Below are 13,616 nucleotides of genomic sequence, written 5' to 3' on the forward strand. Positions count from 1 at the left end.
ACCGCAGTACTTGTGAGCGCTATCGTAGCGCAGAAACAATGGGTGAACAGATCAAATTTATTGATCGATAAATCGCTAAAATTCGTTCCAGACCAGAACATTAGATATTGATTTCACGGCTGCACGGCCCGTTTCTGGTCGGCCTTCAGAAAATCCACGAACGCGCGCAGCGGCCCGGGCATGTGGCGGCGGCTGGCATAGTAGAGAAACGGTCCGGGAAAACGGCTGACCCATTCGTCGAGAATAAGGACCAGCTCTCCCGTTGCGACGGCTGGCGCGACAATCTCCTCGAAGCAGCGCAGCACGCCCAGTCCGCGCACGGCGGCACCGACCTCGATCTCGAGCGAATCGGTGATCAGCGAGGCCGGCGGCGACAGGACGAGGCTCTCCTCGCCTCGCTCGAATTCCCAAAGTCCCACCGAACGGCTGACGAAGCGGTGTCGGATGCAGCGGTGCTCGAGCAGGTCGCTCGGATGTTGCGGCGTACCATTGGCTTCGAGATAGGCCGGAGACGCGGCGGTCACATAACGCTGCTCGCGCGGCCCGAGCGGTACCGCGATCATGTCCTGTTCCAGCCGCTCGCCATAGCGCACACCGGCGTCGAAGCCGGCGGCCAGCACGTCGATGAAGCTATCGTCGGCCGCCACCTCCAGCCGGATATCCGGATAGAGCGCCATGAAACGACCAAGCAGCCCGGGCATGATATAACGGGCAACGATGGAGGGGATGTTCAGCTTCAACGTGCCGGCCGGGTTATCGTCGGAACTGTTGATCTGGTCGAGAGCGGCAGCAACGTCGCTGAACGCCGGCGCCAGCCGCTCCATTAGCCGCTCACCGGCTTCCGTCGGTGTAACGCTGCGGGTGGTACGGTTCAACAGCCGCAGGCCGAGCTTTTCCTCCAGCCGGCGCACTGCCTCGCTAAGCGCCGAAGGCGAGACGTTGCGCTTGCGGGCGGCGGCGCGAAAACTGCGCTCTCGGGCAACGGCATGGAAGGCGGCGAGGTCGCCGAGCGGCAGGTCGTCCATTGTGCAAAAATCCGTACGGCCTGTTTCTAAATATACCGATTATCGCACAACGCGGGACGGAGTAAACGTCTTTCGAAGACTTCAGACGGAAGTCCGCCATCAAGGAGAATGAGCATGGAAAAGGTTCGTCTGGGCACCACCGGCCCGCAGGTATCGTCAATCGGCCTCGGCTGCATGGGCATGTCCGGCATGTACGGTCCATCGGACCGGGCAGAAAGCATCGCCACCATCCACGCGGCTCTCGATGCAGGCGTCAACCTGCTCGACACCGGCGACTTCTACGGCATGGGCCACAACGAGTTGCTGATCGGCGAAGCCATCAAGGACCGCAGTCGCGACGACTTCCTGCTCAGCGTCAAGTTCGGTGCGCTCCGCGATCCCGCCGGCGGCTGGAGCGGCTATGACTGCCGGCCTGCGGCAATCAAGAACTTCGTCGCCTACACGCTGCAACGGCTCGGCGTCGATCACATAGACATCTACCGCCCTGCGCGGCTCGATCCGAACGTGCCAATCGAAGAGACCGTCGGCGCCATCGCCGACCTCATCAAGGCGGGATATGTCAGGCATATCGGCCTTTCGGAAGTCGGTGCCGATACCATCCGCCGGGCCGCAGCCGTGCACGAGATCGTCGACCTGCAGATCGAGTATTCGCTGATCTCGCGCGGCATCGAGGAGAAGATCCTGCCAACGTGCCGCGATCTCGGCATTGCCATCACCGCCTACGGCGTCCTGTCCAGGGGCCTGATCAGCGGCCACTGGCAAAAGGATGGCGGCAAGTCCATGGGGGATTTCCGCGCCTTCAGCCCGCGCTTCCAAGAAGGCAATATCGATCAGAACCTCGCACTGGTAGAGGCGCTTCGCACGGTTGCGAAAGCCCGGAATGCCTCGGTGGCGCAGATTGCCATTGCCTGGGTGGCGGCCAAAGGCGCGGACATCATCCCCCTCGTCGGTGCCCGCCGTCGCGACCGTCTGAGCGAGGCGCTCGGCTCGCAGGCCGTGCATCTTTCCGCCGACGATCTGGCCGACATCGAGACAGCCGTCCCGAAAGATGCTGCCGCCGGCGACCGTTACCCGACCGCAATGCTGGCCCACATGGACAGCGAAAAGAGCCAGCGCTGAATTCACCAATGCGCTGGTCAGCTTCAAACAAGACTGAATTGGCAATGAGACAACGGGGCAGAAACTACGATTACCGCGTCTCTTGAAAGCCGATTTTATGAACCAGTACGTCGTGCCTTTGTCTCCCGAGCCGTCAGCCCTGCCCGCCATCCTCGGCCGAACGGCGGAATTGCTGGGCGCGGCAGACTATCATGGTGCCATTGCCCTCCTGCAGTCGGAGCACAGGCTCGTCACCGGCGAACCTGTCGCCTGCAATACGCTCGCCTATCTCCTGATCCAGGTCGACAGGCCATTGGAAGCCGTTTCCTGGTTCGAAGCATCGCTGCGCATCCGACCGGACGATATTCAGGCGCTGAACGGCCTGGCGATGGCACTGCGATCGACGGGCGATGCGGCAGGTGCCTTGCAATGCTACGACAGGCTCGTGACCTTGCGGCCGGACGATGCTGTCTGCTGGTACAACCGCGGCGAGTTGCAGGCAGAAGGCCGGCGTCTGCAGGAAGCCCTCTCCAGTCTCGACCGGTCGATTGCCCTGAAAAACGATCATGCCCCGGCCTTCGTGAAGCGCAGCCATGTGCTGGAATCGCTGGGCGACCTGCCGGCGGCGATCGATGCCGCTGCCCGAGCCTGCACGCTTCAGCCGGCCGACGTCTCGTCGTGGTCGTTGCTCGGCGATCTCCTGCAGAAAGCAGGCAACCTCGGCCAGGCGATTGCTGCCTATGGACGCGCCCTGACGCTCTCGCCCGATGATATCTCATGCATGACGAACCTCGGTGTAGCCCTGAAAGCTGCGGGAAAGATGGACGAAGCGCTGCTGGCCGCTCGTGCCGTGCTGGCACTCGAACCCGGCAACCAGGACGCGCTGCTTCTCTGCGGCAACGCCGAACTGCATCTCGGCAACGCCGATGCCGCAAGGACGAGCTTTCTTGCCGCCGCCAAGGCCGGCGTGGCCTGCAGCTATCCGGCATCGCAACAGCCGGCAGCTTTCCGGGCGCTGATGCTGTTCTCACCCTTTGCTGGCAATACACCCTACGAAGATCTCATCCGGAATGTCCGCTTCGATACGGACCTCGTGATCGTGCTGGAGAACCATTACTACGATGTCGCGGCACTCGCCAAAAGTGCCGACGTCGTCGTCAACCTCATCTCCGATGCCGACCTCGGCCTCGACATGATCGGCGCTCTCGGTGAACTCGTCGCGTCGCTGCGCAAACCGGTAATCAATCATCCGGCGCTGATCGTCGGAACCGACCGCCAGACAATCTCGCGGCGCCTGGTCGCCGTCCGCGATACCGTCGTGCCCGCTACCAGCCGTATCGGCGCGGCCGAACTCCTGCGCCGCCTTGCCGATGGTGAGAGCCACGCCTTTCCGCTGATCGTGCGCCATGCCGGCACGCATGGTGGCGAGATGATGGAAGTTGTGGCCAGCCGGCAAGAATTGCGGACTTTTGCCGAGCAAGCCGGCGATCAGCCGCTCTATCTCACAGACTTCGTAGACTATCGCTCGCAGGACGGTTTCTTTCGAAAATACCGGCTGATTTTCGTCGGCGACGAGATCTTTCCCTACCATCTGGCGATCGGCGAAAGCTGGAAAGTCCATCATATCTCGACACGCATGACGGAACTCGAATGGATGCGCCGGGAGGAACAAGCTTTCCTGGAAAAGCCGACGCATGTCTTCGGCCCATCCGCCATGGCAGCCCTCGAGACCATCAGGCGCATCGTCAATCTCGATTATTTCGGCATCGACTGCTCCATCGATGCAAGTGGCAAGGTCGTGGTCTTCGAGGTCAACGCCACCATGCTGGTCCATCTCCACAATGAAGGCTTCGAATACAAGACGCCGCATGTCATGAAGATCAAAGCGGCTTTCGAACGGCTCCTGGAGAAGCGGGCGTCCGCCGTTTGAAGGTCTCTCAGGCTATTCTGGCGGCGTTCAGGTCGAATTTCCCTCGCGAGCATGTTGACGCTCTGCGGCAAGCACGCGGATGCGGCCGGCGATATCTGGGTCGACTGGATTGTAGATGAACAGGCTGAGATCGGGCCGGCCATCGACGGCGAAGGCGGAGTATTCCAGTTCAACCAGGCCGAGGATAGGATGCTGGATCCGCTTCAGGCCATCGCCGTGGATCTTGACGTCGTTTTCCCGCCATAGCGCCGTGAATTCGGGGCTGGCCTGACACAGTTCCTCGACAAGATCTGCAACCTCGGACACTGCGCCTGCCCGCGCCACATCGGCCCTGAAGGCGCTGACGACGACGCGCGCGACACTTTCCCAGTCGTGCTGCTTGCCCTTGATGGCTGGGTTGCAGAACATCAGGCGCAGGATATTGCGCTGCTCGGCCGGAAGTGCGCCGTAGTCCGTCAAAACGACCGCAGAGGCCTGGTTCCAGGCGACGACATCCCAGGTGGCTGTCTTGATGAACGCAGGACTGGCGTCGAGCGTATCCAGCAGTCGTTGAAGACGGGGAGAGACGCCCTCGACCGATTTGTAGCAGACCTCGGGTGGCCGCCCGAGACCAAGCATGAACAGATGCTCGCGTTCCGGCTCTGTCAACATCAGCCCGCTGGCAATCCGGTTCAGGACGTCGGCAGACGGTGCGCCACCGCGCCCCTGCTCCAGCCATGTGTACCAAGTCGGACTGATGTTGGCGCGCTGGGCGACCTCCTCCCTGCGCAGTCCGGGCGTCCGCCTGCGTCCCGAGAACCCGAACGCCGCCGGGTCGAGCCGTGTGCGACGATCCTTCAGGAAGGACGCCAGTGAACCTGCGGCATTTGTCGGCATAGCGATCCCGTTATAGTTTATACCCTGATAAGGTCACTACTTTAACAGGATAAGTATGTCGGCGATAGTGATTGCACCCAACAAGGAGGTCTATCGTGCGAATATTTCTGACCGGTGCTACCGGCTTCATTGGTTCGGCCCTGGTGCCCGAACTCCTTAAGGCAGGCCATCAGGTGATCGGCATGACGCGCTCGGATGCGGGTGCTGCGGCGTTGGCTGCAGCGGGTGTCGAAGTCCACCGTGGAACGCTGGAGGACACCGACAGCCTGCGCAGCGGAGCGGCAAAGGCGGACGGCGTCATCCACGCTGCATTCGACCACGAGTTCTCGCGATTTGTCGAGAATTGCGCAAAAGACGGACGCGCTATCGAAGCACTGGGATCGGCGCTTGCCGGTTCGGACCGGCCGCTGGTCATCACATCAGGCACCGGCATCGGTAGCCGCGGCCCTGGCGAGCCTGCCACGGAAGACGTGTTCGATGTCAGCCATCCCAATCCACGCATTGCCTCGGAGTTTGCCGGCAACGCGCTTCTGGAACAGGGGATCAACGTCTCGGTGATGCGGTTGCCGCAGGTCCACGACACGTACAAACAAGGCCTGATAACGCCGCTGCTCGATATAGCGCGGCAGAAAGGCGTCTCGGCCTATGTTGGCGATGGCCGCAATCGCTGGCCTGCCGGCCATCTCCTGGATGTCGCGCGCCTCTATCGGCTCGCCATCGAAAAGGCCGAACGGGGAGCGCGCTATAACGCTGTTGGCGAGGAAGGCATCGAGAGCCGCGCAATCGCCGAAGCCCTTGGGCGAGGTCTCAACGTGCCAGTCGTCTCGATCGCACCTGAAAAGGCGTCGGAGCATTTTGGCTGGATGGGCATGTTTGTCGGCATGGACATGCCCGCATCGAGCGCCCACACTCAGTTAGCGCTCGGCTGGCGCCCAACAGGCCCGACGCTGCTGTCGGACCTCAATGCCATGAAATACGCGTAACAAGCAAAAGGCCGGCGTCGCAGTATCCCTGCAATGCCGGCCTCTATCGATACCAAACCGGACAGCGAGCGTTCGCTCAGACCGGGTTCGAGAACGTGTCGCAGGAGGTCAGTTTGCCGCTGTCGAAACCCTGCTTGAACCATTTGACACGCTGCGCCGACGTGCCGTGGTTGAAGCTGTCAGGCACGACATAGCCCTGGCTCTTCTTCTGCAGCGTATCGTCGCCGATCTGCTGGGCTGCGTTCAACGCCTCCTCCAGATCGCCATTGTCGAGAATACCCTTCTGCTGCGTGAACTTGCCCCAGATCCCGGCAAAGCAGTCAGCCTGCAACTCGATGCGAACGGACATCTTGTTGCTGTCCACCTCGTTCATCTGGCTGCGGGCCTGATCGGCCTTCGGCAGGATGCCGAGCAGGTTCTGCACGTGATGGCCGACTTCGTGCGCGACGACATAGGCCTGCGCGAAATCGCCTGAAGCACCGAACTTGTCCTTCATCTCCTGGAAGAATCCCATGTCGAGATAAATCTTGCGGTCGGACGGGCAGTAGAACGGTCCCGACGCGGTCGACGCGAGGCCGCAGCCCGAGTTCAGCCTGTTGGTGAACAGCACCAGCTTCGGGTCCTCATAGGTCTTGCCCATGGATTTGAAGATGCCGCCCCAGGTATCCTCGGTCTCGGCAAGCACGGTGGCGACGAACGCCTTTGTTTCATCGTTGCCCGGGTTCTGCGGCGCCGAGTTGCTCTGCTGGTAGCTGGAACCGGTATTGCCGGTGTCGCCTTGGCTGAGGATCTGTAGCATGTCGATGCCCATCGCCTTGAGAATGAGGTAGATCACCACCAGGAAGACGATCGTGCCAATGCTGAGGCCGCCGCCGGCCCGCCGCATGCCACCGCCCGGAAAGTTGAAACCTCCACCACCGCCGCCAAGCGGTCCGGTGCCTCCTGAAGAGCCACGCTCATCCTCGATATTGTCGGACTGTCGACGTCCCTTCCATTCCATGACCTGTCTCCCCGGCTGCGCTCACGGATATCCCGTTAAAGCCTATATATCCGCCGCATGCCCAATGACCAGTCGCGAAGGCCAACATCGCACATCAGACAGGAATGCTCGGGGCGCCCCAGGCGGCCCATGCAAGAAATAATGCCATCGCCACCAGCAGCAGCAGGGGCATCGTCTCGTGACCGGTAAAGACCACAGCGTTCATGATCCGGTGCGGCAGCAGCGTGAAGGCGCCGGCACCCCCGATGCCACCAAAATAAAGTCCCAGGACAACACGACGATGACGCGCAATGTCATGCCGGCGGGCAGCGACAATCGCCTGGACGCAGGAATAGAGGACGAAGACCGACAGAAGATGGATCGGGCTGAAGCCATGAAAGACGTTCAACTCATGGATGAAGAAGCTGGAAAACGCCCCGACGGCCATCAGCAAAAGCCAGATCTTGCCAAGCAGCCGATGCAGCCACGTCCCCTTGCGCCGCAACAGCACGTAGGCGCCGAGCAGCGCTGATGTGACCACGGCAACCACATGGATGTGAATGGCGGGCGAAGCCGACAGCAGCGGTTCGAGGGTCATGGTACAGCACCTCACAAGGCTACCGATCCGACGTCGGCTGGCTCGATCATACCCGACGGCTGCCCGAAGTCGAGGGGCCAACGCGGGCGAGAATTCAGTTATAATAGCAGCAGATAGCCTTGACGCGGCAAGGCTTTTGACGCCCATTGCCCGCCAGTCCTTATATCTCTGGGAGGAGACATCGATGCAAGCCATACGTCTCGACGCCGTCGGCCAATTGACCGTCAGCGAGATCGAAAAGCCGGTGCCCGGTAGAGGCGAACTGCTCGTCCGCGTCGAGGCTTGCGGCATCTGCGGCACGGATCGCCATATCCTCCACGGCGAATTCCCGTCCGCACCGCCGGTCACGCTGGGCCACGAATTTGCCGGCATCGTCGAGGCCGTCGGCGCTGATACGACAGGCTTTGCGCCCGGTATGCGCGTCACCTGCGATCCGAACATTTCCTGCGGCCTCTGCAGCCAGTGCCGCAGCGGCCGCGTCAACCTCTGCGAACGGCTGCAGGCAATCGGCATCCACCGCGATGGCGGCTTTGCCGACTACGCGATCCTGCCCGTCACCCAGGCCTTCGAACTGCCGCTTGGGCTCGACCCGCTGCACGGCGCCTTCTGCGAGCCCCTCGCCTGCTGCCTGCACGGCGTCGACATGGCGAAAATCGAAACCGGTGCCTCGGTGGTCGTGCTCGGCGGCGGCGTCATAGGCCTGCTGGTGGTGCAACTGGCACGGTTGGCCGGCGCCACCCGCGTCGTCCTAATCACCCGTCACAAGGAAAAGCGCGCCCTTGCCGAGCGCCTCGGCGCCACCGCGACACTCGATCCAGGCCTCAGCGACCCCATCGCCGCCATATCGGGGCCGGATGGCCTGCTGCCCGGCGGTGCCGATGTGGTGTTCGAATGCGCCGGCGTCGCCGAGACGGTGCAGCAATCGACGCGCATGGCAAAGAGCGGCGGCACCGTTGTCATCCTCGGCGTCATGCCGCAGGGGCAGACCGTGCCGATTGAGCCCTTCGACCTTCTGTTCCGCGAACTGAAATTCATCGGCTCCTTCATCAACCCGTTCACCCACCGGCGCGCCGCCGATCTCATTGCCTCGGGCGCCGTCGACGTCGCACCACTCATCTCCCGCGTCGTCGGCATGACAGACGGTGCCGAAGCCATCCGCCAGCCGGCCCGCCCCGGCGAAATCCGCGTCCTGGTGGTGCCCGATCACGCCGCAAGGTAGGCCACACTCGGAATCCTGTCGATTGGACGATTTATGGGGTTCCGTTTGCAAAAACATTTGCCTATAAGCCGCTTCTAGCCTTTTGAGATGCAGAGCGCGCGCCCGGCCGGTGGACACACCTGGCTGGTTTTTGGCGCACGCAGAAAATGGATAGAGATCATGCCGAAGCGCGAAGACATTAAATCGATCCTCATCATCGGCGCGGGGCCGATTGTCATCGGTCAGGCATGCGAATTCGACTATTCAGGCACCCAGGCCTGCAAGGCACTGAAAGAGGAAGGCTACCGCGTCATCCTCGTCAACTCTAATCCGGCGACGATCATGACCGACCCGGATCTGGCCGACGCCACCTATGTCGAGCCGATCACGCCTGAAGTCGTCGCCAAGATCATTGCCAAGGAGCGCCCCGACGCGCTGCTGCCGACCATGGGCGGCCAGACTGCGCTCAACACCGCGCTCTCCCTGAAGAGAATGGGCGTCCTCGACCGCTACAATGTCGAGATGATCGGCGCCAAGCCGGCCGCCATCGACATGGCTGAAGACCGCGCCCTGTTCCGCGAAGCCATGGCCCGCATCGGCCTCGAAACGCCGAAGTCGCTGCTCGCCAACGCCACCGACATCAAGGAACTTGATCGCAACCGCCACGAAGCAGCGCGCGACGAGGTCAGGTCCAGGTTGAGCGGCGCCGAGCTGGACACAGCGCTTGACGACCTCGAAAACACCTGGAACCTCGGCGAAACGGACCGCAAGCAGCGCTACATGAGCCACGCCATGGCTCTGGCAGCCCAGGCGATCGACGTCGTCGGCTTGCCCGCCATCATCCGTCCGTCCTTCACCATGGGCGGCACCGGCGGCGGCATTGCCTACAATCGCTCGGAATTCTTCGAGATCGTCGGCTCCGGCCTCGACGCCTCGCCGACCACGGAGGTGCTGATCGAGGAATCGGTGCTCGGCTGGAAGGAGTATGAAATGGAAGTCGTCCGCGACAAGGCGGACAACTGCATCATCATCTGCTCCATCGAGAACATCGACCCGATGGGCGTCCACACCGGCGATAGCATCACAGTCGCCCCGGCCCTGACGCTGACCGACAAAGAATACCAGATGATGCGCAACGCCTCGATCGCCGTGTTGCGCGAGATAGGCGTCGAGACCGGCGGCTCAAACGTGCAGTTCGCCGTCAACCCGGCCGATGGCCGCCTCGTCGTCATCGAGATGAATCCGCGCGTTTCGCGCTCATCGGCGCTGGCCTCCAAGGCGACCGGCTTCCCGATTGCGCGCGTCGCCGCCAAGCTCGCGGTCGGCTACACGCTCGACGAACTCGACAACGACATCACCGGCGGCGCGACGCCTGCTTCGTTCGAACCGTCGATCGACTACGTCGTCACCAAGATCCCGCGCTTTGCCTTCGAGAAATTCCCGGGCGCCTCGCCAGTGCTGACGACAGCGATGAAGTCGGTCGGCGAAGTCATGGCCATCGGCCGGACCTTTGCCGAATCCCTGCAGAAGGCGCTTCGCGGCCTTGAAACCGGCCTCACCGGCCTCGACGAGATCGAGATCCCCGGCACCGAGGAAGGCGAAGGCAGCCGCAACGCCATTCGCGCAGCCATCGGCACGCCGACGCCGGACCGCCTGCGCATGGTGGCCCAGGCGCTGCGCATGGGCATGAGCGCCGAAGAGGTGCACGAAGGCTGCAAGATCGACCCATGGTTCATCGCGCAACTCAAGGCCATCGTCGACATGGAAGCCCGTGTTCGCGAACATGGCCTGCCGGACGATGCGGTCAATCTGCGCATGCTGAAGGCCATGGGCTTTTCCGACGCGCGCCTGGCGACCCTCACCAACAAGCGGCCGAAGGAAGTGGCCGAGAAGCGTAACGCCCTCAACGTGCGTCCGGTTTTCAAGCGGATCGACACTTGCGCTGCCGAATTCGCCTCGCCGACTGCCTACATGTATTCGAGCTACGAGACGCCCTTCGTCGGCGAAGCGCGCTCCGAAGCCAATGTGACGTCGGCCAGAAAGGTCGTCATCCTCGGCGGCGGTCCGAACCGCATAGGCCAGGGTATCGAGTTCGACTATTGCTGCTGCCACGCCGCCTTCGCGCTGCAGGATGCCGGCTATGAAGCGATCATGATCAACTGCAACCCTGAAACCGTGTCGACCGACTACGACACCTCGAACCGCCTCTATTTCGAGCCGCTGACGGCCGAGGACGTGATCGAGATCCTGCGCGCCGAGCAGGAAAGCGGCGAAGTCGTCGGCGTCATCGTCCAGTTCGGCGGACAGACTCCGCTGAAGCTGGCCGAAGCGCTGGAAAAGAACGGCATCCCGATCCTCGGCACCGCGCCAGATATGATCGATCTCGCCGAAGACCGCGACCGGTTCCAGAAGCTGCTGATGAAGCTCGACCTCAACCAGCCCAACAACGGCATCGCTTATTCGGTCGAACAGGCTCGCGTCGTCGCTTCGGAAATCGGCTTCCCGCTGGTGGTCCGCCCATCCTACGTGCTCGGCGGCCGGGCGATGCAGATCATCCACTCGGAATCGATGCTGCAGAGCTACCTGCTTGATACCGTCCCCGGCCTCGTGCCGGAAGATATCAAGCAGCGTTACCCGAACGACAAGACCGGCCAGATCAACACGCTGCTCAGCAAGAACCCGCTGCTGTTCGACAGCTACCTGTCGAATGCCATCGAGATCGACGTTGATTGCCTGGCCGATGGCGAGAACGCCTTCATCGCTGGTATCATGGAACACATCGAGGAAGCCGGCATCCACTCCGGCGACAGCGCCTGCTCTCTGCCGCCGCGCACGCTGTCCTCGGAGATGATCGACGAACTGGAACGCCAGACCAAGGCGATGGCCAAGGCGCTGAATGTCGTCGGCCTGATGAACGTCCAGTACGCCATCAAGGACGACGTCGTCTACGTGCTCGAAGTCAATCCGCGCGCCTCGCGCACCGTGCCTTTCGTTGCCAAGGCGATTGGCGCGCCCATTGCCAAGATCGCTGCTCGCATCATGGCCGGCGAAAGCCTTGACGCAGCTTTTGCCGCCTACGGTGAAAAACCCGATCCGCGCAACCTCAAGCACATTGCCGTCAAGGAAGCCGTTTTCCCGTTCGCCCGCTTCCCCGGCGTCGACACGCTGCTCGGCCCTGAAATGCGCTCGACCGGCGAAGTCATCGGCCTCGATACCGACTTCGCTCTCGCCTTCGCCAAGGCGCAGCTGGGCGCCGGCGTCGAACTGCCACGCGGCGGCACGGTTTTCGTGGCCGTGCGCGACGATGACAAGCCACGCGTCCTGCCGGCCATCCGCATGCTCGTCGAACAGGGCTTCAAGGTGATGGCAACCGGCGGCACGGCCCGCTTCCTCGCCGAACACGGCATCGCCACGACCAAGATCAACAAGGTGCTGGAAGGCCGCCCGCACATCGAGGACGCCATCCGCAACCGCCAGGTCCAGCTGGTGATCAACACGACGGACAGCAACAAGGCGATCTCGGACTCCAAATCGATCCGCCGCGCAACGCTGATGCAGAAGGTGCCCTACTACACGACCATGGCCGGCGCCGAAGCCGCCGCCATGGCGATCCAGGCCCTGAAAGCCGGCAATCTCGAAGTCCGGCCGCTGCAGAGCTATTTTTGATCGGCAAAATCTACCATTAGTTGCATTCTCCTTGAAGGCGCGCTAGCGTGGCCAGTCTTCAGGGGGAATTCAATGTCGAAGAATATTGTTATCCTTTTTGACGGTACCTCGAACGAGATATCGAACGACCGTACGAACATTCTGCGCTTGTTCGGCACACTCGAGCATTCAGCACGCCAGATCGTCCGGTACGACCCCGGCGTTGGCACCTTCGGAGCCGACGACAGCTGGTCCCGCTGTGGCGTGGAACAGTCGAGGTCTGGGGCTTGGCAACGGGTTGGGGTCTGGATCAGAATGTCAAGGAAGCCTACCGCTTCCTCGTCGAGAACTATGATGCGGGACCAGTCGAGGATGGCCAGAATGTTGACCGGGACCGGATCTTTATCTTCGGGTTCAGCCGTGGCGCCTACACCGCCCGCGTTCTTGCCGGCTTCCTTCACGCCTTCGGATTGACGAGCAAATACAACCTCAACCTCATCGACTATGCATACAGGACCTACAAAAGCGTCAACGCCGACGGCGATGCCGCGGCGGTGGACGGAACATCGCGCTTCGCCAAAATGCGCCTGTATGAGAAAACACTCGTCAACGACCACCCGCCGATCAAGCTCCTCGGTCTTTTCGAAACGGTAGCGTCGCTGCTTGAAGTTGGCCACGGCCGTCTGCAGATGAAAACGCATCCCTTCACGGACGCTAATCCCAGCGTCGAATGGGTGCGGCAAGCGCTGGCGATCGATGAGAAGCGAACGATGTATCGGCCGGAGTACTGGAAACCCGACCAAGACTATCACGCCCGTCACTCTGCTACCGCGAAGTCGAAGCAGAATTTCATGGAAGTCTGGTTTGCGGGCGTACATTGCGATGTCGGCGGCGGCTATCCCGAAACGGAGAGTGCTCAGATCAAGATACCCCTCGACTGGATGATCCGGGAGACGGAACCAACCGGGCTCCATTACCGGCACGAAGTCATAGACCGGATCGTTCTCGGCAAAGATCCGGAGATGCCAAGATATCAACCTCTTTCACCGACCGGGCCGCTGCACAATTCGATGAATGCCGCGTGGCGTATCCTGGAGTGGATACCGAGGGAGATTCCACGATCCTCGTTGCGAAAGGCACACGCTCACGGCATGTATATTCCCCGCAGCGATCCACGTCTGATCCCCGCAGGCGCGCTCCTGCACGAATCCGTCAGGACAAGGCTAGAGACGGGTGACTACAAACCGCAAAACCTGCCGCGCACCCATCACTATGTGCCCTGAG

Annotated in this window: 10 protein-coding genes and 1 pseudogene; 7 read left to right on the forward strand and 4 right to left on the reverse strand. The window is 61.9% G+C overall.

Annotation, left to right across the window (positions count from 1 at the left end; translation table 11 throughout):
• Nucleotides 1–113: 113 nt before the first annotated feature.
• Nucleotides 114–1,025 carry a LysR family transcriptional regulator gene (locus PR018_RS09660; protein WP_142823295.1) on the reverse strand — a complete coding sequence of 304 codons (912 nt, stop codon included), beginning with the start codon at nt 1,023–1,025 and terminating at the stop codon, nt 114–116.
• 114 nt (nt 1,026–1,139) lie between these two features.
• Between PR018_RS09660 and PR018_RS09665 the strand changes: the two genes are divergently transcribed.
• Nucleotides 1,140–2,144, forward strand: coding sequence for an aldo/keto reductase (locus PR018_RS09665; protein ID WP_142823296.1), 1,005 nt, complete (start codon nt 1,140–1,142; stop codon nt 2,142–2,144).
• Between the two features lie 82 nt (nt 2,145–2,226).
• Nucleotides 2,227–4,053 carry a tetratricopeptide repeat protein gene (locus tag PR018_RS09670; protein WP_142823297.1) on the forward strand — a complete coding sequence of 609 codons (1,827 nt, stop codon included), beginning with the start codon at nt 2,227–2,229 and terminating at the stop codon, nt 4,051–4,053.
• Between the two features lie 27 nt (nt 4,054–4,080).
• Here the strand turns inward: PR018_RS09670 and PR018_RS09675 are convergent, their stop codons facing one another.
• On the reverse strand, nt 4,081–4,929 hold the full coding sequence (locus tag PR018_RS09675; RefSeq protein ID WP_142823298.1) for a helix-turn-helix transcriptional regulator: 849 nt from the start codon (nt 4,927–4,929) through the stop codon (nt 4,081–4,083).
• A 95-nt stretch (nt 4,930–5,024) separates the two neighbouring features.
• Here PR018_RS09675 and PR018_RS09680 point away from each other — a divergent pair, with 95 nt between their 5' ends.
• A complete protein-coding gene (locus PR018_RS09680) occupies nt 5,025–5,912 on the forward strand; it encodes an SDR family oxidoreductase (protein WP_142829286.1) in 888 nt (295 codons plus the stop codon).
• A 76-nt stretch (nt 5,913–5,988) separates the two neighbouring features.
• Here PR018_RS09680 and ypfJ read toward each other — a convergent pair whose 3' ends face one another.
• Nucleotides 5,989–6,912: a KPN_02809 family neutral zinc metallopeptidase gene (gene ypfJ / locus PR018_RS09685; protein WP_142823300.1), complete on the reverse strand. Its 924-nt coding sequence runs from the start codon at nt 6,910–6,912 to the stop codon at nt 5,989–5,991.
• Nucleotides 6,913–7,006: 94 nt separating this feature from the next.
• Nucleotides 7,007–7,489, reverse strand: coding sequence for a DUF2306 domain-containing protein (locus PR018_RS09690; protein ID WP_142823301.1), 483 nt, complete (start codon nt 7,487–7,489; stop codon nt 7,007–7,009).
• 184 nt (nt 7,490–7,673) lie between these two features.
• Between PR018_RS09690 and PR018_RS09695 the strand changes: the two genes are divergently transcribed.
• The 4 genes and pseudogenes from PR018_RS09695 to PR018_RS09710 all read left to right on the forward strand — a co-directional run bounded on the left by PR018_RS09695 (nt 7,674) and on the right by PR018_RS09710 (nt 13,615).
• Nucleotides 7,674–8,708 carry a zinc-dependent alcohol dehydrogenase family protein gene (locus PR018_RS09695; protein ID WP_142823302.1) on the forward strand — a complete coding sequence of 345 codons (1,035 nt, stop codon included), beginning with the start codon at nt 7,674–7,676 and terminating at the stop codon, nt 8,706–8,708.
• A 159-nt stretch (nt 8,709–8,867) separates the two neighbouring features.
• Entirely contained in the window at nt 8,868–12,353 is a 3,486-nt protein-coding gene (gene carB / locus PR018_RS09700) for a carbamoyl-phosphate synthase large subunit (RefSeq protein WP_142823303.1), read from the forward strand.
• Between the two features lie 72 nt (nt 12,354–12,425).
• A pseudogene (locus tag PR018_RS09705) lies at nt 12,426–12,518 on the forward strand (hypothetical protein); the annotation flags it as partial.
• 101 nt (nt 12,519–12,619) lie between these two features.
• Complete coding sequence (locus PR018_RS09710) at nt 12,620–13,615, forward strand: T6SS phospholipase effector Tle1-like catalytic domain-containing protein (protein ID WP_279309157.1); 996 nt, start codon at nt 12,620–12,622, stop codon at nt 13,613–13,615.
• The last annotated feature ends 1 nt before the right edge of the window (nt 13,616 follow it).

Source organism: Rhizobium rhododendri, from assembly GCF_007000325.2.
In the GTDB taxonomy this organism is placed as follows: domain Bacteria; phylum Pseudomonadota; class Alphaproteobacteria; order Rhizobiales; family Rhizobiaceae; genus Rhizobium; species Rhizobium rhododendri.